Consider the following 20,862-nt stretch of genomic DNA (forward strand, 5'->3'; position numbering starts at 1 on the left):
TGTTCACACGCCCGGAGGACGCACGACGCGGCGCCTTGACGCCCGTACCGGGCGAAAAACCCCGCGCACCCGCTCCCAACCCCCCGCTAGCCTCCCCCTCATGACCTCCACCGACCGGCTTCTCGCCTTCGCCGCCATGTCGTTCCTGCTGATCGTCATCCCCGGCCCGAGCGTGCTGTTCGTCGTCGGCCGGGCGCTCGCGCAGGGCCGCCGGGCGGCGCTGGTGACGGTGGTGGGCAACACGTTGGGCTCGTACGTGCTGGTGGCAGGAGTGGCGCTGGGTGTCGGGACGGTGGTGGAGCGCTCGGTGGTGGTGTTCACGGCGCTGAAGCTGATCGGCGCCGCGTACCTCGTCCACCTGGGCGTCAAGGCGGTGCGCGAACGAGGCGCCCTGCGGGCCGCGTTCGCCGGCGAGGGGCCCGCGCACAGCACCGCGCGCACCCTGTGGGAGGGCTTCGCCGTAGGTGCGACGAACCCGAAGACGATCGTCTTCTACGCGGCCGTCCTCCCCCAGTTCGTCGACCGCGGGGCCGGCCACGTGATCGGCCAGATGCTCCTGCTGGGGCTGGTCTTCAACGCCATCGCCCTGGCCATGGACAGCGCCTGGGGCCTGGCGGCCTCCGCCGCCCGCACCTGGTTCGCCCGCTCCCCCCGCCGCCTCGCCACGGTGGGCGGCGCGGGCGGCGTCACGATGATCGGCCTCGGCCTGACGGTGGCGGTGACGGGACACCGGGAGTAACGGGATCAAGCGGCGCCGCGAAGCACCGCAGTGCCACCCGCCGCCCGCCCCAGTCCTGCTCCACCCCGCCCAGCGCCTGCCACCCGGCCCGCTCGTACAGCGCCACGGCGGCCGTATCCGACGCCACCACGTCCAGCACGGCCCGCGCGCCCCGCTCCCGCGCCGCCCTGGACGCGGTCCGCAGCAGCCACGCGCCCAGGCCCAGCCCCCGCGCCCGCGGCGCGACGAACAGCCGCCCGACCACCAGCACCGCGCCCCCGCCCAGCAGCCCCGGCGCGACGTCCCCGGCCCCGGCCCGCGTCAACGCCACATGCCCGCCCAGCACATCCCCCTCCCCCGCGACCCACACGTCGACCACCCCCTCAGGAGTCAGCCAGCCGACAGGATCCGCAGGGAAGTCGACGGGATAGCCGTCCCGTTCGTGGACCGCACGCAGCACCTGGGCACAGGCTTCCAGATCAGCCCGCCCCCGCCGCCGCAGCCACCTCAAAGCTCCGCCACCACCACATCCAGCTGCCACGGCTGCCCGGCCTTCGCCGGCGGCCGGGCCTCCACCACGTACCCCAGCTCCCGCAGCGCCTCCACCAGCTCACCGGGCCCCCGCGGCCGGATCCCCTCGGACAGCAGCGCCCGCACGATGCGCCCCTTGGTGGCCTTGTTGAAGTGGCTGACCACAGAACGGCGTTCCACCCCGTCGACCACCCGCGCGTGCAGCACCCGCACGGTGGCGGTGCGCCCGGCGACCTCCCCCTGCGGCTTCCAGGCCGCCGCGTAGGCCGAGGAGCGCAGGTCCAGCACCAGCCCCTCCCCCGCGACCTCGGGCAGGACATCCGCCATGGCCGCACGCCAGTACGCGCCCAGCGCACCGATCCCCGGCAGGCTGACGCCCATCGAGCAGCGGTAGGCGGGAATCCGGTCCCCCACCCGTACCGCGCCCCAGAGCCCGGAGAAGATCAGCAGCTGCGCCCCCGCCCGCCGCTTGGCGGCAGCGGACAGCGACGCCAGATCAAGCGCGTCGTACAGCACCCCCGTATAAACCTGCCCCGCCGCCCGTGCGGGCGCCCGCAGCAGCCCCGCGTTGCGCGCGACCTCCCCCCGCAGCCCCTCACTGAGCCCCAGCGTCTCGCGCGCCTTGCCCTCATCCCCCTCGCAGAGCGCGACCAGAGCGCCCAGCACCCCCTCCCGAGCGCCCCTCAACCCGGGCAGCGCCAACGCCCCCAGCTCCAGCGCGGCCCCCCGGACCCCTCCGGCCTTGCCCTCAGAGGGCGGCAACATCACCAGCACACAAACCTCCGCTCACCAGCACACCTGTGAGTCTCCCCCACCCATCCCCGTCCCCGGGCACAGGGAGGCCACGAGCGCGACGGCACCTCCCCGCCCCGTAAGGAGCGGCCCCCCGCGCAGCAGGAAGCCTCTGGAAGCCGTGAAAGGGCCCCCGACGCAGGTCGGGGGCCCTTTCACGGCTTGAAGCGCAACTGGCGGCGGACGAGCCGGCCTGTACGCCGGGTTCTGTCTCCCCGGGGTCTCGCGGCCCCGGGGGAGGCGGTCATCCATCTACGGCCGCCGTTGCCGACGGCCTCCAGCGGTCTACCCGCGAACTCGGGCGGGCCGCCCTCGATCGCTCGCGCAGGCGCTCTGTCGAACGCCCTTCTTGACCTTGCTCCAGGTGGGGTTTACCTAGCCGCCTGAGTCACCTCAGACGCTGGTGGTCTCTTACACCACCGTTTCACCCTTACCGGGGGCCGAAGCCTCCGGCGGTCTGTTTTCTGTGGCACTGTCCCGCGGGTCGCCCCGGGTGGCCGTTAGCCACCACCATGCCCTGTGGAGCCCGGACGTTCCTCGGCAGCCCCGTGAGGGGCTGACGCGACCGCCCGGCCGACTCGTCCGCCGTAGATCCATGCTACCCGCCGTCACGGGGGCGGCCGCCAGGTCCGTTCTCCCCCTTCCCGCCCCGCACCTGCCCTACGCTCGGGTCCCGTGGCCTTTGACGAGTATCCGTACGACATCCGCGTCACCTGGACCGGTGACCTCGGCACGGGCACCAGCGCCCACGCGGCCTACTCGCGCGACCACGAGGTCCGCGCCGCCAGACCGCCGCCGCTGGCCGGCAGCGCGGACACCGGCACCTTCCGCGGGGACCGGGCGCGGTGGAACCCCGAGCAGCTGCTCACCGCCGCCGTCGCCCAGGCCCACCTGCTGTGGTACCTGCACCTGTGTGCCGCGCACGGCGTCACCGTGCTGTCCTACGAGGACCGCGCCACCGGCGTCCTCACCGAGGGCGGTGAGGCGGATCACTTCCGGGAGGTCGTCCTGCGCCCCCGCGTGGTCGTCGCCGACTCCCAGACCCTTGCGCAAGCCCATGACCTGCATGAACAGGCTCTGGAGCAGTCCTTCGCCGTCCACTCCGTGCGCTTTCCCGTACGAGTCGAGCCCCACGTCACGAGCAGGCCGGGCGCCACCGCTTGACCTTGTCGCAGCGACAACGTTTCTACTGGTGCCATGCGAATCGGAGAGCTGGCCGCCCTGGCCGGCATCACCCCCCGCGCCGTGCGGCACTACCACCGCATCGGGCTGCTGCCCGAGCCCGAGCGCCTGCCCAACGGCTACCGCGAGTACACCCTGCGCGACGCCGTCGAGCTGGCCCGGGTGCGGCGCCTCAGCGAGCTGGGGCTGAGCCTGGACGAGGTCCGCGAGGTGCTCGCCGACGACGCCGGCAAGGACCTCGTGGAGGTGCTCGGCGAACTGGACGCCGACCTGGCCCGCCAGGAGGCCGCCCTGCGCGAGCGCCGCGCCCGCCTCGCCCAGCTCCTGGCGCAGGCCGGGGCCGGCGAGCGGCTGCCCGCCGAGTCGCCGGTCTCGCCCCAACTCGCCGCCCTCTTCGCCGACATGGCCCGCACCAGCGCCACCCGGCCCGGCCCCGAGCCCGCCATGGCCGCCAAGGAGCGCGAGCTCCTCGCCCTCCTGGAGACGGCCGGCAACGACAGCGGCTGGCTGTCCGGAATGCTGGCCTCCTTCGACAGCGGGCCCGAGGCGATGGAGCGCGCCTACGACGTCTACCACCGGCTCGACGAGCTCCAGAACGCCGCTCTTGACGACCCCCGCGTCGAGGAGACCGCCCGCGCCGTCGTCGCGGCCGTCCCCGCCGGCGCGCTGCCCGTACCGCAGGGCGACGGGGCCGGGGCGGGAGCCTTCGCCGACGCCTTCTTCGCCGACTTCGCGCCCGCGCAGGAGGCCGCTGTCCGCCGTGTGATCGAGCTGCTCAGGGAGCGTGACCGATGACTGCCATCCGCAGAATCGTCCGGTGGGGATGCCTCGCTCTTCTTCCCGGCGAGGTGGTTCTCTTCGTCTGCCTGCTGGGGGGCGTGCCGCTTCCGGGGGTGGTACGGGTGGTGGTCGAGGCCGCTGTGGCGGTCGTGCTTTCCGCCGCGGTGGGTCTGCTCGTCTCCGACTACCGCCGCCACCGCGCCGGGCTCCCCCCGCGCGCCGCCTTCCTCGCCGCCCTCGGGGACACCCTGCCGCCCTCGGTGGTCAAGCTCACCGTCCACGAGGTCACCCTCTCCACCAGCTTTCTGCGCTGGGTCTCGCGCCGGGGGGCGCACGGGGTCGGTGAGGGGGACACCGCGGTGGCGTACGCCTCCGGGCAGACGGTTGTCGTCTTCGGTTTCCTGTTCGTCTCCGTGGTGGAGACCGTCGCGCTCTTCTTCCTGATCCCCTGGCCGGCCGTGCACCTCGTCGTCACCGTGCTCGACGTCTGGGGCGTCTACTTCATCGTCGCCCTGCACGCCTCCTGCGTCGTACGCCCGCACGTCCTGGGCGCCGACGGCTCCCTGCGGCTGCGCTACGGGGCGCTGCTCGACATCCGCGTCCCGGCCGGCCTCATCGCCTCCGCCCGGGTCGAGCGCGCCTACCCCGAGGGCAGGCTCGGGCGCGTCGGCGAGAACGGCGTCGCGGACCTGGCGGTCGCGAGCCAGACGACCGTCACGGTCGAGCTGACCGAGCCGCTGGCCTTCGTACGGGCGCTGGGCGGCCGGGCGCAGGCACGCGGGTTCCGCTTCTACGCCGAGCGGCCGGCCGCCGTGGTCGCCGCGCTCTCGAAGCGCACCGGGGAGACGCCGGGCTCCGCCGCCGTCAGCCGCACCTCCACCCGCTGACCCAGCGGCGGCGCGCCGCCGCCGGCCGGGTCCAGGCGGCCGATGACCGCGGGCTCGTACAGCTGGACCGTGCCGCGGCCGTTCTTGGCGACGTCGACGACCTGGCCCTCGAAGACCTCGCCGATCCGGTCGCTCATCAGCGCCGCCTCCACCAGGTCCACGCACTGCCGCTCCAGCCGCGCCGCCTCCCTCGCGCCCGCCGCCATCTCCTCCGGCAGCGCGGGCAGCGCCTCCAGCACCCACCCGGGCGGCTCGGTGCCCGCGCAGGCGGCCAGGGCCAGCTCGCCGGCGTAGCGGTCGGCCAGGCGGCGCAGGGGGGCGGTGACGTGCGCGTACTCGTCGGCCACGGCGGCGTGCAGGCGGTCGGCCGGGGCGCCGCCCTCGAAGGCCGTGTAGCCGGCGCCGCGCAGGACCGTCGTGCACTGCTGGAGGAAGGCGGCGTGGTTGGCGCGCTGCGGGTTGAGGGAGCGTACGACGTCGGCGTACTCGCTGTCCCTCGGCCACTCCACGTCCAGCGCGCGGGCCGTACGGCGCAGGGCGTCCACCGCGGCGGGGGTGGCGGTGGGCAGCGTGCGCAGCAGGCCCGTGCCGGACTGGAGCATCAGCTCCGCGGCGACCGTCCCGGTGAGGAGCGAGATCTGCGCGTTCCAGCCCTCGGCGGGGAGCTGCGCGCGGTACTCCAGCTCGTAGCGGCCGTTTCGGCGGATGATCTCCTGCTCCGGTACGCCCAGGGAGAGGCCGCCGCGGGTGCGCTCCTGCTCCTCGCGCAGCAGGCCGATGTCGCGCAGGAGGGCGAGCGGCTCCTCCGCCGTGTTCTCGTCGATCCGGCGCTGGGCCGTCTCGTAGTCCAGGCGGGCCCGGCTGCGGATCAGGGCGCGCTCCACGGAGGCGGTCTTCACCGTGCCGGTGGAGTCCAGGTCGATCTGCCAGAGGAGGGCGGGGACCGGCTGGTCGGGGAGGAGGCTGGCGGCGGCCTCGGAGAGCTGCGGGGGGTAGAGGGGGACCCTCGTGTCGGGGAAGTAGAGGGTGGTGCGGCGGCGGTGCGCCTCCTCGTCCAGGGCGCTGTGCGGGTGCACCCAGGCCGATACGTCCGCGATCGCGTACAGGACGCGGTAGCCGCCGGCCGAGGCTCTGGTCAGGTACATCGCCTGGTCCAGGTCCAGTGAGGCCGGGGGGTCGAGGGTGAAGAAGGGGATGTCGGTGGCGTCGCGGTCGGGAAGGGTGGGGGTTTTGGCTGCCGCCTCCGCCTCCGCTGCCACGTCCGGGGGGAAGTCGGGGGGGACGTGCGACTCGATCCGCAGGTCGCGTAGGGCGCGGGTCAGGGGGGTGTCCGCGGGGGCGGGGTGGTGGATGCGGCGGTGGGGCACGGGGTCCACCGTACGGTGGGGGTGCGGGGGGTGCACGTGGGGCTTCGCCCCGGGTTTGCGGGTGTTTGCGGGGGTTGCTTCGTCTGGGGCGGGGCCTCTCCGCGACAACTCCGAAAAGCCATAGGGATTCACTGGCCATCGGTCGATTTGCTGCTCTGCCGGGGGCCTGCGTTGCGGTGCGTCTTTTCGGAGTCGTCGCTCCGGGCCCCTCACACGGGCTGCCGGGTGCGGGTGCGCTCGGGGTGCGTGGGGAGTTCGTCTTCCGGGGCGGGGCCTCATTGCCGGGGGTGGCGAACTGGGTGGTTGCGCCCGTTGGTGTGGGGTTGGAAGAGCAGGGGGTCGGGCTTTCGCTTCGGTGATCGGGGTTGTCTCCATGAAGGCCAGGTGGTGACCGGGCGGGATTCGGTCCATCCCTTTGTGTCCGCCGGGCCGCGCGGGTCCGTGAGTGCGGGCGGCTCGGATCAGGGGCCCGTCGATGACCCCGCAGATCCCGCCGGTGGCAGCTGGCGGGGTAGGCGGCGGCGCAGGCCCTCGCGGGCCAGGCGGGCGGCGGGGGGTAGGGCGGGGGCGGTCGTGCGGCGGGCGCGTCTCGACTCCGCCTCGCAGAGCAGGCAGCGGGGCGGGCCCTCGTCGATCGCGGTCATCGACGTGCCCGGGTGGCGCGCGCAGTGGGTGGCGGGGGTGGCGCGGGAGAGTTCGCGGGCCTCGATGAACGCCTCGTGGAGGAGGTCCGCGACCACCGCGAAGTCCTCCTCGGGGGAGGTGAGTTCCAGCAGGTGGACCCGTTCGTTGACGAGGTACATGCGGCGGCACAGCGAGGTGAACGTGTACGGCGGCGCGGGCAGCGGATAGCCGAGCCGGCGCGGGGGCTCGGACCGGCGCGGGGCGGGCACCTGCCTGCCGAACCGGCGGCGGTCGTTGCACAGCAGGCACAGCCCCCAGTCCGCCGGGGCCTCGGGGTCGACCGCGCCGTTGGGGTGGTCCGGGCAGCCGGTGTAGCTCCGGTCGGGCGCGATGTCGCTCGCGAGCCTGAACGCCACGTACAACTCGTCGGCCAGCGCCTCGAACTGCAGCGCGTGGGCGCCGTCCCACAACTCGTGGAGGAGGTCGCCGAGCGTGGCCATCTTCTTGCGCAGGTCGGGCAGCAGGTAGGGAAGCCGCTGCGGGACGACGAACGATCTCTTACGCACAACCATGTGCCAAGCGTCATAACACAACCCAAGTCCACACAAGTCGAGTTGCCGTATTTCACCCGATGGTGGATGTTCCGCCCACGTCTCTCCGATGCTTCGGGGGCGCCCCGGGCGGTAACCCGCGGCCGGCGCCCTCCCCGCCGTACCCGAAAAACCCGTGGAGATCCGCGCACTGTTGCGGAAACATCCCCCGGGACCGATGAGTTACCGCCGGAGGGCCGGTCTCCACCGGTACAACCCACCGACGCCCCCGCCCGCGCGGCGGCCGCGACCAGAACTCCCCAGCGAGGTACCGACGTGTCAGCTGCGATTCCCGAACCCACGGCCGCGCCGAAGGGCCGCACCCCCTTGGTGGTGCGGCTGCTCGTGCTGGCCACCTTCGTGGTGATCCTCAACGAGACCATCATGATCAACGCCATCCCGCGGCTGATGGAGTCGATGGACGTCACCGAGCAGGCGGCGCAGTGGGTCTCCACGGCGTTCATGCTCACCATGGCCGCCGTGATCCCCGTCACCGGCTGGTTCCTGCAGCGGGTCACCACCCGGCAGGCGTACGGGATCGCGATGGGCGTCTTCCTCGCGGGCACCGTGCTGTCGGCCGTCGCGCCGTCCTTCGGGGTGCTGCTGGCGGGGCGGGTCGTCCAGGCCGCGGGTACCGCCGTGATGATGCCGCTGCTGATGACCACCCTGATGATCATGGTTCCGGAGCAGGACCGCGGCCGGGTCATGGGCAACGTCACCCTGGCGATGTCGGTGGCGCCCGCGCTCGGCCCGGCCGTGTCCGGGGTCGTGCTGCAGGCCGGCTCCTGGCGGCTGCTGTTCGCGGTCATGCTGCCGATCGCGGCCGCGACGACCTTCTTCGGACTGCGCAAGCTGGAGAACATCGGGGAGAAGCAGGCGGGTTCCATCGACTGGTTCAGCGTCTGCGTGGCCGCGCTCGGCTTCGGCAGCCTGGTGTACGGCCTGAGCCTGTTCGCCGAGAGCGACCGCAGGACGCTGGGCGTGGGCATCACCGCCGCGGGGATCGCGGCCATCGCCGTCTTCGTGTTCCGCCAGCTGCGCCTGCAGCGCACCGGCGAGCCGCTGATGGACCTGCGCACCCTGCGGCAGGGCACCTTCACCCTGTCCCTGCTCCTGATGGCCATCGCCTTCCTGACGATGCTCGGCTCGATGATCCTGCTGCCGATCTACCTGCAGAACGTCCGCGGCCTCAGCCCGCTGGAGACCGGGCTGCTGGTCATGCCGGGCGGTCTGGCGATGGGCCTGCTGGGGCCGACCGTCGGCCGGCTCTTCGACCGCCTCGGCAGCCGGCCGCTGGTGCTGCCCGGCACCGCCGGCATCGCCCTGGCCCTCGCCGGGTACACGCAGCTGTCGATGGCGACCCCGTACTGGCAGATCCTGGGCCTGCACGTGCTGCTGATGGTGAGCCTGGCGGCGACGTTCACGCCGGTGTTCACGCTGGGCATGGGCGCGCTTCCCCCGCACCTGTACTCGCACGGCAGCTCCATCCTCGGCACGCTGCAGCAGGTCGCCGCGGCCTTCGGTACCGCGCTGGTGGTGACCGTGATGTCCGCGCGCACCAGCGGGCTGGTCTCCGAGGGCGTCGCCGCCCTGCCCGCGCAGGTGAGCGGCATGAAGCTGGCCTTCGGCGTCGCGGCGGCCCTCGCCGTGCTGACGGTCGCCGTCGCGGCGAAGCTGCCGAACCGGCTCCCCGCCCCCCAGGAGGCGGCCCCCGCCGGGCTCCCCGCCGACACCCCGCCCGGCGAGGAGGAGGCCGTCGGCGTCAGCAAGTCCTGAGCACGGCGCCCCGCACGTCAGGGCGGCTCTGGACGGGCCCGGGGGTACGCGCCCCGGGCCCGTCCGGGGCATTCCCGCGCCCCTGCCACACTGGAAGGGATCACGCGGGGGAAGGACGGGCCGAGGAGCCATGGGCAAGCGCAGCCAGGAGCGCCGCAGGGCGCGGCAGGGGCAGCACGGCGGACCGGCGGCGCACGGGTCGCGCGGTTCGCACGGGCAGCCGCCCCAGGACGCCGCGCCGCCGCGCACCCGCTCCCTCGCCGAGGAGCTGGCGTACCGGATCGCCGCCGTGGCCCAGGCCCCCGAGGAGTGCGCCGAGCGCGAGACCACCGCCGCCGCCTCCTGGCTGTTCGCCGCCGAGGAGCAGGTCGGCCCGCTCGGCCGGGCGGTGCTGGCCGACGGCGAACGGCGGCTGGAGGCGCTGTGGCGGCGCGGCTGGCAGCCCGCCGACGTCGTACGCGTCGCGCGCAGGGAGCTGGGGCCGGTGCACACCCGGGTGGCCGTGGACCTGATCGCCGCGGAGGCCCGGCGCTATCCGGCGGCCGGGCTGGACCGCCGCTGGGCGGCGCAGCTCGCGGAGGCGGGCGCCGAGCCGTGGTGGGGCGCGGACGAGGAGTGGCTGCCGGCGCTGCCGGGCCGGCAGCGGAGCGACCGCTTCCTGCTGGCGGTCGCCGTGTTCGAGCTGCTGCGGCTGCTGTTCCGGCTGCCCGCGCTGGAGGTGCTCTGCACGCCGCCCGGCACTGGCGCCGCCGTGCACGCCGCCCGTCCCGCCTCCCCCGGGGCGGCGCGGACGCTGGGGCGGATCCGGGCGCTGCTGGCCAAGGCGGAGTCGACGGAGTTCCCCGAGGAGGCCGAGGCGCTGACGGCCAAGGCGCAGCAGCTGATGGCCGAACACAGCATCGGCGAGGCGCTGTTGGCGGCGCGGGGAGCGGCGCACGACGCACCGGCCGGGATCCGGCTGGGGGTGGAGAGCCCGTACGAGCAGCCCAAGGCGGCGCTGCTGCACGAGGTGGCGGAGGCCAACCGCTGCCGGGCGGTGTGGTCCAAGGAGCTGGGCTTCTCGACCGTCGTCGGCTTCGAGGCCGATCTGGACGCGGTGGAGCTGCTGTACACCTCGCTGCTGGTGCAGGCGACGGCCGCGCTGGGGGCTGAGGGCGCCCGCGCGGGTGGCGGCAGCCGCCGCCGTGCCTTCCGCGCCTCGTTCCTGAGCGCGTACGCGGCGCGGATCGGCGAGCGCCTCGGCGAGACGACCGCGGCGGCGACCGCGCGGGCGGCGGGCGCGGACGGTACGACGGACGGCGCGGCGGCCGACGGGACGGCCATCGAGGGCGCCGGGGCCGCCGGGTCCCCGCTGCTGCCCGTCCTGGCCGCCCGCCACCGGGCCGTCGAGGAGGAGGCCGACCGGATCTTCCCGGCCGTGACCCGCTCGCGCGCCTCGGCCGTCTCCGACTGGGAGGGCTGGACCAGCGGCCGGGCGGCGGCCGACCGCGCGGGGCTGCGCGCGGAGGGCGGCAGGCTCCCGGCGGGTTGACGGGCCCCGTCCGGCACCGGCCGCTCCCCCGCCCCGACCAGCCCACCCCCACCCGGCCAACCGACCCCCGTCCCTCCGCATCCTCCCCGATATGACCATCCGTCAACTACGCTGTGGGGCAAGGTTCTTGCATATGCGGGCGCCGGTCCGTCGCGGGGCGGGGGCCCGCCCGGGATCATCACAGGGGGGCTCATGCGTATCGCGCTGAGTGTCGAGGGCGGCCGGGACGACGAGCTGGAGGCCCTGGAGCTGGCCGTCGCGGAGGAGCTGCGCGAGGAGGGCGTGCGCACCGCGCGCTCCACCGGCGAGGTCGAGCCGGGCGCCCTGGGCGCCGAGGAGATCCTGCTCTTCGTGGGGACGAACGTGCTGCTGCCGGTGACCCTCACCGCGCTCTACGACTACGTCAAGGCCCGGCTGCGCGGCCCCCAGCACGCCGGGCTGCGCTTCCACCTCGTACGGACCGACCTGCCGGACGGAACCCGCCGTATCGAGCTGACCGCGGAGGGGGAGGCGCAGGACGTGGCCGCGGTGCTGAAGGAGCTGCAGTGAGCCAGGAGCCGGGGCCCGGGGACGACAACCGGGTCTCCCCCGCCCTGTCCACCGCGCTGCTCGTCGGCGGCACCTCCTATCCCGGCAGCGAGCTGGCCGACGTGCCCGCCGCCGCGCGCAACCTGGCCCGCCTGCGCGAGCGGTTCGCGGACCCCGGGCTGTGGGGGCTGGACTTCATCCGGCTGCAGTGCGCGGAGAACCTGACCCGGGCCGCCTTCCTCAGCTCCCTCGCCGCCGTCTACAAGATGAGCGACCCCAAGGGGCTGTTCGTCCTGTACTTCGCCGGCCACGCCCACTACGACAAGCGGGAGCGGAAGCTCTATCTGGCCTCCTCCGACACCCGCAGCCTCAGCTCCCCGCAGAACTCCATGGTGGCCCTCGCCGACATCTTCGACACGGTCCGCGCGATCGAGGAGCAGGCCCCCGCCGCGGCGAGGAAGCTGCTGATCCTCGACTGCTGCTTCGCCGGCGGCGCGATGGAGAGCGCCCCCACCGAGGCCTCGGCGATCGACGACGAGAGCGGCTGGTACATCATGGCCGCCGCCGCCAGGAACCGCACGGCGCTGGGCGAGTCCGACCGCGAGCACACCTTCTTCACCGGCGCGCTCCTGGGCGCGCTGGAGGGGGTGAAGGAGAACAGGCCCGGCCTGTCGCCGCGCTGGGTCTTCGAGACCGTCCACCACGCCATCGCCCGGTCCCCCGACGCCGACGGCGCGCTGCTCAAGCCCCAGCAGTCCGCCGCCCTGTGGGCGGACCGCCCGTGGGTGCGCAACGCGCTCCACGAGGACCCCCCGCCCCGGCCGCACGTCTACGGGCCCGCGCCCACCCCCGAGCACTCCCCCGCCCCCCTGCCCATCCCCGACGGCTTCTCCCGTCTCCCCCAGCCGGAGCCCGGCTTCACCGGCCGCACGGAGGAACTCGAGGCCGCCGCGCGCCGGTTCGGCCAGCGCGCCGTGCTGCCCGTCTACGGGCCGAGCTACGCGGGCAAGTCGGCCTTCATCCGCCAGCTGCTCGCCTCCGCGGACATCCAGGCGGCCTCCCCGCCCGAGCAGCCCTGGCTGCTGATGGAGATGATCATCCGCAACCGCAGCGGCGAGGCCCCGGTCCTGGGCACCCTGGCCTCCGCGCTCAAGGTGCGCCTGCACGACGTCGACCAGTCGGGCGGCGGCATCGGCGACCCGCGCCGCGAGCTGGTCGTCGACCGGCTGCGGGAGCTGGCCCAAGGGCGCACGCTGCTGCTGGTCATCGACTGCGGCCGGCTCGGCTACGACTCCCGGCACATCCGCGATGAGCTGGAGGAGCTGCTCGCCCACCCCTACTTCCGCGACACGGCGAACATCGTCATCTCCCGCGTGCCCGTCCAGGTGGAGGGCGACCAGCAGCTCGTCCAGAAGGCGCCGGTGCGGCTGGCGGAGCTGCGCGACGAGGAGGCCGCCGAGCTGCTGACCCGGCTGCTGGCGGCGGAGCACATCACCGTCGAGGGCGCGCAGGTGCTGGACCGCGTCCAGGACGGCCGGCTGCGCCTCCCGGGCGAACTGATCCGCAGCGCCCAGGGGTTCATCAGCCGGGCGGAGGGCCCGGGGGCGGCCGGGGCACCCGATCCGGGCGCGGTGGCGGCCGCCCTGGTGGAGGGCACGGCGCCCAACCTGGCCCGGATCCTGGGCGAGTTGGGCTGCTCCCTCGCCAGCGCCGGTACGTCGCCCGCCCTGCCGGAGCCGCTGGCGCTGCTCGCCGTGTGGAGCCTCGCCGACCGGCTGGCGCTGCCCCAGTCCGTACTGGAGGACCCCGCGGTCGGCTTCCCTTCCCGCCTCATCGGCCGGCTGGGGGACGCCCGGGTCCTGACGACCGACGAGTCCGGCCGGCTGCTGCTGGGCCGGGCCAGCGAGCACGCGCTGCGCACCCTGCTGCTGGCCGCGCTGAAGCGGCGGGCGGACCCGGAGGACGAGCCGGACGACGACGACCCCTTCGTCCCACCCCGCGCCGCCCTGGACGCCCTCTTCCCCGCCGGTCTGGGCCCCGACGGCATCGACAGCCGGCTCGCCGCGGCGGCCAGCACCCTCTTCGTCGTCGCCGACGGGTCGCTGGACAGCGACGACGAGCGGGCAGTCGGCGCCTTCCAGGCGCAGCTGCTCTCGGCGCTCGGCTGGATCGAGGACGACGGCGCCGCCTGGCTGCCCGCGCTGCACGAGGTGGTCTGCTCGCTCGTGGTCGCCCCGGAGGGCGACGTGCCGTACCTCTCCGGCTCGGCGGAGGGGAGGCGGGCGGCGGAGGAGGAGCGGGCGGCCCGCGAGGAGCGGGCGGCGGCGCGGCGGGAGGAGGAGCCGGCGCAAGTCCCCGCCGCCGAGGAGCCGTTGGAGGACCAGGAGCCGGTCCTCACCCCCGTGCCGGTGCCCGAGCCCGCCCTCCTCACCCACTCCCTCTTCCGCCTCTACCACGCCGTCGCCACCCTGACCTTCGCCGCCCGCGTCGACGGCGCCGTGGCCGAGAGCGGGGACGGGTTCACCGCCGCCGCCGCGGACTTCGCCGCCGCGCTGGCCGACTGCCGGCCCGAGCAGGTCCCGCACGCCCTGCTGCGCTCCGCCGACACCTCCCTCGCGCTCACCGGCAAGCGGCTGGGTCTGAGCGTGCGCCTGCTGGACGTACGGCTGGCGGCGGCGGACCTGGTCCACGAGGGCGCGCTGTGGCGCGGCCCCGGCCAGGCCTCGCGGATCACGCTCGCCGTGTCGTGGCTGCTCAACACCGCCGAGAGCCTCATCGACGCCAACCGCCTCCCCGAGGCGGGCGAGTTCGCCGACAAGGCCGCCTCCCTGGTCGGCGACACCCTGCGCCACGACGACAGCCCGCGCAACCGCCAGGCCCGCCTGCAGCTCAACGGCCGGGTCTCGCGCGTGCGCAGCCGGCTGCTGACCGACCCGGCGGAGAGCCGGCGGGAGCTGCTGGGGGTGGTACGGGGCGCGGTCGCCGGCCTGGAGATCACGTACGACAACCACGAGCCGCTCTCCCTGTGGTCGATGCGGCTGCTGGAGTCGGCCGTCCTGCTGATCCAGCAGAGCGCCAGCGCCGAGGAGTTGGAGGAGGCGCGCTCGCTGGTGATGGACGCGCTGGACCGCTGCTGGGGCGAGCGGCGCGGCTGGCCGGCGACGCTCTGCGTGGCGGTGGCGCGCTTCCTGCGCCGGGTCTACGCCCGCAGCTCCGACCCGGAGGCGGTGCTGCGCGGCGCGCACGAGGCGGTGGAGCTGCTGGAGAAGCTGCCGTGCGTCGCGGAGGCGGCCCAGGGCGACACCCCGCACCTGATCCCCGCGCCCCGCACCGCCGCCGAGGCGCAGCCGCCCCCGCTCGCCCACCAGGAGACGGCGAACGTGCTGAGCGCCCTGGCCCAGTCGCTGGGCTTCCAGGCCCGCGCGCTGCGGGACAGCCAGCGCCACGGCGCGGCCCGCGCCCGGCTGGCGAAGGCCGCCGAACGGGCCCGTGCGGCCATCGAGTTGGCGCCGGGCACCTTCGCCTACTCGGTGTGGCTGCGGCAGGTGCTGGACATCTGGCGCACCACCGCGCGCACGGGCGAGGCCGGTGAGGCGGCCGAGCGGCGGCGCAGGACCTCGGTGCGGGCGGTGCGCTCCTGGCTCTCGCAGGAGAACGAGCACTCCCACCACCACGCGCTGCTCGACCTCACCTGCCTGGAGTCGGACTGGATCTCGCAGGGCAGTCTGCGCGGCGCGGCCCAGCAGCCGGGCACGGACTTCCTCACGATCCACCCGGTGGTGCAGAAGCGGGAGATCGACGCGATCTACCGCGAGCGCCACCAGAAGCTGAAGGAGCACCGCTACCGCTACGGCCCCTCGATCGAACTGTGCGCGCTGGAGACGCGGTTGGAGCGCGAGCACTGCCGCTGGTCGGGGATGCTCGAGTTCAACATCGCCCTGCGGGAGAAGAAGGAGAAGGGCGGTCCCGGCCCGGTGAGCCGGGCCCCGCAGGTCAACAACAACCCCGTCTTCGACCTCTTCGCCGACGCCCGCCGGCACTGGCCGGGCGACCCGCGGCTGATCGCCGCCGAGGCCGCCTTCCACCGCTACGTGTGGCGCTACGGCAAGTCCATCGAGCTGTACGAGCACCTGGCGCGCACGGCGCCCAACGGCGAGGTGCGGCGGGTGGCGAAGCTCTCCGCGGCGGAGGCGATGCTGGCGGAGGTGGAGTACACCTCCGCCGACCGCCGCCCCAACTGGCACGAACGGCTCATGGGGGCGCGGGAGTTGCTGGGCTCGATCGACAGCCGCGACAGCCGGGTCGGGCTGGCGGCGGTGCTGCGCGCACGGGTCGCCATCCGGCTGCGGGAGCCGGTGCACTGGGAGCCGATCGACGCCGCCTTCGAGTCGGTGGTCGGCGGCGACTACGCCGGCACGGTCGGCCGCTTCCTGGACCGCCGCCACTACGGGGGCGAGCGCACCCCCTCCCGGCTGGGGGACCTGGCGCGCATCACGGTCAAACGGGGGCGGGGCGGCCGGGACGGCCAGGACGCAGAGGCGGCGGGGGGCCTGTTCCGTACGTACCTGGCGGACGAGGAGGCGGCCGGCGGGGACGAGCCGCCGGCGGCGGTCCCCGCGCCGGCCGCGGCGACGGCGGCCGACCAGGAACCGGGGCAGTTCACCTCGGAGTTCCTCGGCGAGCTGCTGCTGGCGGACTTCACCAGCGTGCAGCTGCTCAACGGACTGGGGAAGCTCTACCTGGACCGCGCCCGCCACCTGGTCACCCGACATGAAGAGGTGGAGGGCAGCGCACCGGGCCCCGCCTCGCCGACGGCCCTGGAGGCGGCGGAGTTCACCCGCCGCGCCTACGACTGCCTGGACGCCTGCCGGATGCTGCAGGAGGCGCACGGCAACGAGTCGATCGTGATCAAGTTCGAGCGGGGCCGGGCGGTGACGCTGGCCGCGGGGTACCTGCACAGGGCCGACCCCTTCCCCCCGCAGCTGATGCGCGGGCGGCGCCCGCAGATCCAGCAGGCCGTCACGCTGCTGCTGACCGCGCGGCGGCACAGCGTGGGCGGCTTCAACGCCGTGTGCTCGTACGCCGTCTCGCAGAACAACGACGTGCAGACCCGGCTGGGGCTGCGCGACTCGCGGTGAACGGGGGCGGCTTGACGGCCGCCCCCGCTGGACTACCGCAGGTGCGAGGTGTCGTTGAGCAGCCGCACGGAGGCGTTTCCGTCGGCGTAGTAGGCCACCGCCGAGAGGGACGCCGCCGACAGCTCCATCCGGAACATCGACTCGGGCGGCGCCTGGAGCGCCAGCCGTACCAGCGTCTTGATCGGCGTGACGTGGCTGACGACGAGGACCGTCTTGCCCGCATAGCGGGCCAGCAGCTTGTCGCGGGCCACGGCCACCCGGCGGGCGATCGCCGCGAAGGACTCCCCGCCACCGCTGGGCGCGGCCTGCGCGGACTTCAGCCAGGCGGCCAGCTCGTCGGGGTGGCGCTCCTGGACCTCGGCGAAGGTCAGCCCCTCCCAGGCGCCGAAGTCCGTCTCGCGCAGGGCCTCCTCGACCCGTACGTCCAGACCCAGCCGCCCGGCGACCGCCTCGGCGGTCTCGCGGGCGCGCGCCAGCGGCGAGCTGACGACGGCCTGGACGCTGCCGCGCTCGCCGAGCAGCGCGGCGGCGGCCGCGGCCTGGCGGCGGCCGGTGTCGGACAGGGAGACGTCGCCCGTGCCGGAGAAGCGCTTCTGCGGCGTCAGCGGCGTCTCGCCGTGGCGCAGCAGGACGAGCGTGGTGGGCGTCCCGAGGTCGGCGCCCCAGCCGGCGGCGGGGGGCGCGGTCTCGTCCTCGTCCTCCATCGGAATCGCAGCCGCAGCCGCGGACCCAGCCGAGACTGAAGCCGATGCCGATGCCGACGCCGAAGTCCCCAGCTCCGCCGCCGAGTTGCGCGCCGACCACTGCTCGCCGCGCTTGCCCGCGTCCATCGCCTCGTTGGCGAGCCGGTCGGCGTGCTTGTTCCGCTCGCGCGGGATCCACTCGTAGGTGACCTGCCCGGCGGGGAAGACCGCCTTGGCCTCGGCGGCCAGCGGCTTCATGTCGGGGTGCTTGATCTTCCAGCGCCCCGACATCTGCTCCACGACGAGCTTGGAGTCCATCCGCACCCGCACCTGCGCGCCGGGGTCGAGCGCGTACGCCGCCCGCAGCCCGGCGACCAGGCCGCGGTACTCCGCGACGTTGTTCGTCGCCACCCCGATGTACTCGGCGGCCTCCGCCAGCACGCCGCCGCTCGCGGCGTCCATGACCACCGCCCCGTAGCCGGCGGGCCCCGGATTGCCCCGGGAGCCTCCGTCGGCCTCCATCACCAGCCGCATGCCCATCGCCCCTGCTCCTGCCCCTGCTCCCGTACCGCCGACCTCAGATGCCGGATTCGGGCGTACGGATCAGGATGCGGCGGCAGTTCTCGCAGCGCGCCACCGTGTCGGGGGCGGCGGAGCGGATCTCGTTCAGCTCGGTGATGGCCAGCTCCTGCCGGCAGCCCTCGCAGCGCTTCTGGTAGAGCCGCGCGGCGCCCACGCCGCCCTGCTGGGCGCGCAGCTTGTCGTAGAGCTTGATCAGGTCGGCCGGCACGGAGGCGGCGACGATCTCGCGCTCCTTGTCCACTGCGGCGGCCTCGCTGTCGAGTTCGGCGACGGCCGCGTCGCGGCGCGCGACGGCATCGGCGGCCTTCGCCTCGAACTCGCCGACACGCGCGGTCAGTTCGGTCAGGCGGGCCTGGGCTGCCTCGCGGCGCTCCATGACCTCCAGGACGATGTCCTCCAGGTCGCTCTGGCGGCGGCCGAGGGAGACGATCTCGCGCTGGAGGTTCTCCAGGTCCTTGGGGGAGGTCACGGCGCCGGAGTCGAGGCGCTGCTGGTCGCGGGTGGTGCGCTGGCGCACCTGGTCGACGTCCTGCTCGGCCTTGACCTGCTCGCGCGCGGTGTCGGAGTCGCGGGTGCGGGCGGCGACCAGCAGGTCGCGCTGCTGCTTCAGCTCGGCTTCCAGCCCGGCGATCTCGGCGTGCTCGGGGAGGTTCTTGCGCTTGTGCGCGAGCTGGGTGAGCCGTACGTCGAGGGCCTGGAGGTCGAGAAGCCGGATCTGGTCGGCGGGCGCGGCGTTCAAACTGATCGCTCCGTGGAGTGAGTGGGGACGGGGGAGGGAAGGGAGAGCTGCGTCCAGGGGTCGGTGACCAGGGAGGAGACGTGCACGCGCAGGCCCCAGCCCTTCCGGTCGGAGATCTGGTCGAGCTGGGCTGCGGCCATGTCGCACCAGGGCCGCTCGGTGGCCCAGTGCGCGGCGTCCACGAAGGCGGGGCCGCCGGACTGCACGGCCTCGGAGACCGGGTGGTGGCGCAGGTCGGCGGTGACGAAGACGTCCACGCCCGCCGCGCGCACCTCGGCGAAGAGGCTGTCGCCGGAGCCGCCGCAGACGGCGACGGTGCGCACCTCGCGCTCCGGGTCGCCGGCGGTGCGCACGCCCTGGGCGGTGTGCGGCAGCCGGGCGGCGGCCAGCTCGGCGAAGGCGCGCAGGGTCATGGGGGCGTCCAGCTCGCAGACGCGCCCCAGGCCCCGGCGTCCGGCCGGGTCGGTCGCGTCCGGTACGAGGGGGGCGGTGACGCGCAGGCCGAGTGCCCCGGCGAGGGCGTCGGAGACGCCCGGGTCGGCGCGGTCGGCGTTGGTGTGGGCGACGTGCAGCGCGATGTCGTTCTTGATCAGCGTGTGCACGACGCGGCCCTTGAAGGTGTCCGCCGCGACGGTGGAGGTGCCGCGCAGATAGAGGGGGTGGTGCGTGACCAGCAGGTCGGCGCCCAGCTTCACGGCCTCCTCGACGACGTCCCCGACGGGGTCGACGGCGAACAGGACGCGCGTCACGGGCGCCTGCGGATCACCGCAGACGGTGCCGACGGCGTCCCAGGACTCCGCGCGGTCGGCGGGCCAGAGCCCGTCGAGGGCGGCGATGACTTCTTGCAGAGCGGGCACGGGCCAAGGGTACTGCCACCCGGGGGGCGCTCCCCTCCCGAGCGCGACTGGTACTCGACCGATGCACAAGCCCGCGATTTCGCTCAGCGAAACGCCGAAACGGCCACCCTTATGTGTGAAGGTCACCGACTCGCGTTGTTCGTGTGGAAGTACGAAGCCTACGTTCTGGCTCCGGGAGGTGAGCCGAACATGACGACGACAGCAGCCGTGGAAGCAGAAGCGGCCGATGAAGGCACAGCGGATGCAGCGGACACAGCGGGCGTGGGCACGGCGGCCCGGCGGACGGGATTCACCGTCGCCGCGGACGGCTCGTACGCGGCCTGTCTGGCGACGGACCGCGCGGAGAACTGGTACCCGGAGCGCTGGACCCTGGCCGGCCCCGAGCCGTACGCGGTGCCGCTGCCCTGCCGGCAGCCCGAGGAGCCGGACAGCACGGTGCTGCCGCTGACCGACGGCCGGGTGCTGATCCGCCGGCGGGTCGATGGGCGGCACCGGTTCTCGCTGCTCTACCCCTCGGGCCCGGCCACCGGCGAGCAGCCCTGCGGGGCGCTGGAGGCGCCCGGTGCGGGCGCGGAGGGGGAGATCGAGCTGATCGCCCCGGCCCCCGGCTGCGCGGAGGTCTTCGCGCTCGTCCCCGCCGGGGAGTCGACGCGGCTGTGGCTGGTCCACGACTCCTCCGGGGGCGGTCCGGGGCCCGCGCTGGCGGCGGAGCTGCCCGGCCGCTGCACCGGCGGGCACTGGCTGGACCGCGACGGGCGGCTGCTCGCCGTGGACCGCGAGGTGGACGGGCGCACCAAGACGGTCGCGGTGGACCTGGGGCGCGGCGGCGAGGTGAGCCCGCTGCTGCAGATCACCGCCGAGAGCAACGACCACCTGGTGCTGGCCGACCCGGACAGCGGTCTGCTGCTCGTACGCTCCGACGCGCCCGGCGTGGGCGACCGGCTCGGCTGGGGGGTGCTGGGCAGTACGCGCCCGGTGCGCTTCTCGCTGACGGTGCCGGACACCGCGCTCACGCCGTTCGCCGTCCAGCCCGGCCAGGTGCTGACGCCGGAGCGGTGCGGGGTGGCGCTGCGGCTGGACGGCCCGGCGGGCAGCTGGCTGGGCGTCTGGCGGCCGGGCGAGCGCGGACTGCACCATCTGGCGCCGCCGTTGGGCTGGATCACCGGGACGGGTCTGTGGACCGGCTCCGGCGAGCTGCGCCTGCCGTGCGCCACCGACGACCAGCTCTGCGGACTGGCGAGGATCACCCTGCCTGATCCGGGCCCCCGGTCCGCAGTGACGCTGCCCGCCCCGCCCGAGCGGGCAGCGTGGACGGGGCCTGCGCCGGGTGAGCCGGCGCAGGCCCCCGACCCCGACCGCCGCCCGGCGCGCAGACGGGGGCTGAGCCTGCGCAAGAAGGCGGCCCGCCCGGTGCCGCTGGGGAAGGCGCCGATGGCGCGGGAGAGCACGGCGGGGGGCTGAGAGGCTGTTGCCGAACCCCCGTCGCCCGGGTACGGGGCGCGGTGGCCGCGGGTCGGCAGCCGCGCCCCGTGCGCGTGCCGCCGCCGAACGGGCGAC

General features: G+C 74.6%; 16 protein-coding genes and 1 other RNA gene. 9 read left to right on the forward strand and 8 right to left on the reverse strand.

The window, feature by feature from the left end; translation table 11 throughout:
• Positions 1 to 100 precede the first annotated feature (100 nt).
• Positions 101 to 739, forward strand: a complete 639-nt coding sequence (locus ACFQLX_RS18095; protein ID WP_386416450.1) for a LysE family translocator — start codon at positions 101 to 103, stop codon at positions 737 to 739.
• Here the strand turns inward: ACFQLX_RS18095 and ACFQLX_RS18100 are convergent.
• From ACFQLX_RS18100 to rnpB, 3 genes are all read right to left on the reverse strand, one after another.
• A complete protein-coding gene (locus ACFQLX_RS18100) occupies positions 687 to 1,178 on the reverse strand; it encodes a GNAT family N-acetyltransferase (RefSeq protein WP_386416452.1) in 492 nt (163 codons plus the stop codon). The two genes, ACFQLX_RS18095 and ACFQLX_RS18100, sit on opposite strands and share 53 nt — an antisense overlap.
• 47 nt (positions 1,179 to 1,225) lie before the next feature.
• Positions 1,226 to 2,023, reverse strand: coding sequence for a peroxide stress protein YaaA (gene yaaA, locus ACFQLX_RS18105; RefSeq protein ID WP_386416454.1), 798 nt, complete (start codon positions 2,021 to 2,023; stop codon positions 1,226 to 1,228).
• Between the two features lie 198 nt (positions 2,024 to 2,221).
• An RNA gene (gene rnpB / locus ACFQLX_RS18110) (RNase P RNA component class A) lies at positions 2,222 to 2,622 on the reverse strand.
• Positions 2,623 to 2,716: 94 nt separating this feature from the next.
• Here rnpB and ACFQLX_RS18115 point away from each other — a divergent pair.
• The 3 genes from ACFQLX_RS18115 to ACFQLX_RS18125 are packed head-to-tail and all read left to right on the forward strand — an operon-like array spanning position 2,717 to position 4,890.
• Entirely contained in the window at positions 2,717 to 3,205 is a 489-nt protein-coding gene (locus ACFQLX_RS18115; protein WP_386416455.1) for an OsmC family protein, read from the forward strand.
• Positions 3,206 to 3,238: 33 nt separating this feature from the next.
• Positions 3,239 to 4,018 carry a MerR family transcriptional regulator gene (locus ACFQLX_RS18120; RefSeq protein ID WP_386416456.1) on the forward strand — a complete coding sequence of 260 codons (780 nt, stop codon included), beginning with the start codon at positions 3,239 to 3,241 and terminating at the stop codon, positions 4,016 to 4,018.
• The gene (locus tag ACFQLX_RS18125) at positions 4,015 to 4,890 is read left to right on the forward strand and encodes a hypothetical protein (RefSeq protein WP_386416458.1); all 876 of its coding nucleotides are present in this window, start codon (positions 4,015 to 4,017) and stop codon (positions 4,888 to 4,890) included. Before ACFQLX_RS18120 ends, ACFQLX_RS18125 begins: the two co-directional genes overlap by 4 nt.
• On the opposite strand, the gene ACFQLX_RS18130 is transcribed toward ACFQLX_RS18125, so the two are convergent.
• A complete protein-coding gene (locus ACFQLX_RS18130; RefSeq protein ID WP_386416459.1) occupies positions 4,794 to 6,257 on the reverse strand; it encodes an RNB domain-containing ribonuclease in 1,464 nt (487 codons plus the stop codon). The two genes, ACFQLX_RS18125 and ACFQLX_RS18130, sit on opposite strands and share 97 nt — an antisense overlap.
• Positions 6,258 to 6,718: 461 nt before the next feature.
• The gene (locus ACFQLX_RS18135) at positions 6,719 to 7,453 is read right to left on the reverse strand and encodes a hypothetical protein (protein ID WP_386416461.1); all 735 of its coding nucleotides are present in this window, start codon (positions 7,451 to 7,453) and stop codon (positions 6,719 to 6,721) included.
• Between the two features lie 294 nt (positions 7,454 to 7,747).
• On the opposite strand from ACFQLX_RS18135, the gene ACFQLX_RS18140 reads away from it, so the two are divergent.
• The 4 genes from ACFQLX_RS18140 (at position 7,748) to ACFQLX_RS18155 (ending at position 16,444) form a co-directional block, all read left to right on the forward strand.
• The gene (locus tag ACFQLX_RS18140) at positions 7,748 to 9,247 is read left to right on the forward strand and encodes an MDR family MFS transporter (protein WP_386416462.1); all 1,500 of its coding nucleotides are present in this window, start codon (positions 7,748 to 7,750) and stop codon (positions 9,245 to 9,247) included.
• A gap of 130 nt (positions 9,248 to 9,377) precedes the next feature.
• Positions 9,378 to 10,778, forward strand: a complete 1,401-nt coding sequence (locus tag ACFQLX_RS18145) for a DUF2786 domain-containing protein (RefSeq protein ID WP_386416464.1) — start codon at positions 9,378 to 9,380, stop codon at positions 10,776 to 10,778.
• Positions 10,779 to 10,970: 192 nt separating this feature from the next.
• Positions 10,971 to 11,327 (forward strand): hypothetical protein, encoded by a 357-nt coding sequence (locus ACFQLX_RS18150; protein WP_386416466.1) that lies wholly within the window; start codon positions 10,971 to 10,973, stop codon positions 11,325 to 11,327.
• The gene (locus ACFQLX_RS18155; protein WP_386416467.1) at positions 11,324 to 16,444 is read left to right on the forward strand and encodes a hypothetical protein; all 5,121 of its coding nucleotides are present in this window, start codon (positions 11,324 to 11,326) and stop codon (positions 16,442 to 16,444) included. Before ACFQLX_RS18150 ends, ACFQLX_RS18155 begins: the two co-directional genes overlap by 4 nt.
• Positions 16,445 to 16,476: 32 nt before the next feature.
• Here the strand turns inward: ACFQLX_RS18155 and ACFQLX_RS18160 are convergent, their stop codons facing one another.
• From ACFQLX_RS18160 to ACFQLX_RS18170, 3 genes are read right to left on the reverse strand one after another with little or no spacing between them, the layout of a single operon-like run.
• Entirely contained in the window at positions 16,477 to 17,667 is a 1,191-nt protein-coding gene (locus tag ACFQLX_RS18160) for a bifunctional RNase H/acid phosphatase (RefSeq protein ID WP_386416468.1), read from the reverse strand.
• A gap of 37 nt (positions 17,668 to 17,704) precedes the next feature.
• Positions 17,705 to 18,448, reverse strand: a complete 744-nt coding sequence (locus ACFQLX_RS18165) for a zinc ribbon domain-containing protein (RefSeq protein ID WP_386416470.1) — start codon at positions 18,446 to 18,448, stop codon at positions 17,705 to 17,707.
• Positions 18,445 to 19,305: a Nif3-like dinuclear metal center hexameric protein gene (locus ACFQLX_RS18170; RefSeq protein WP_386416472.1), complete on the reverse strand. Its 861-nt coding sequence runs from the start codon at positions 19,303 to 19,305 to the stop codon at positions 18,445 to 18,447. The genes ACFQLX_RS18165 and ACFQLX_RS18170 overlap by 4 nt, the downstream gene beginning before the upstream one ends.
• A 189-nt stretch (positions 19,306 to 19,494) precedes the next feature.
• Here ACFQLX_RS18170 and ACFQLX_RS18175 point away from each other — a divergent pair, with 189 nt between their 5' ends.
• Positions 19,495 to 20,766: a hypothetical protein gene (locus ACFQLX_RS18175; protein WP_386416473.1), complete on the forward strand. Its 1,272-nt coding sequence runs from the start codon at positions 19,495 to 19,497 to the stop codon at positions 20,764 to 20,766.
• Positions 20,767 to 20,862: the final 96 nt, after the last annotated feature.

Origin of the sequence: Streptomyces polyrhachis (genome assembly GCF_042663125.1) — a bacterium.
In the GTDB taxonomy this organism is placed as follows: domain Bacteria; phylum Actinomycetota; class Actinomycetes; order Streptomycetales; family Streptomycetaceae; genus Streptomyces; species Streptomyces polyrhachii.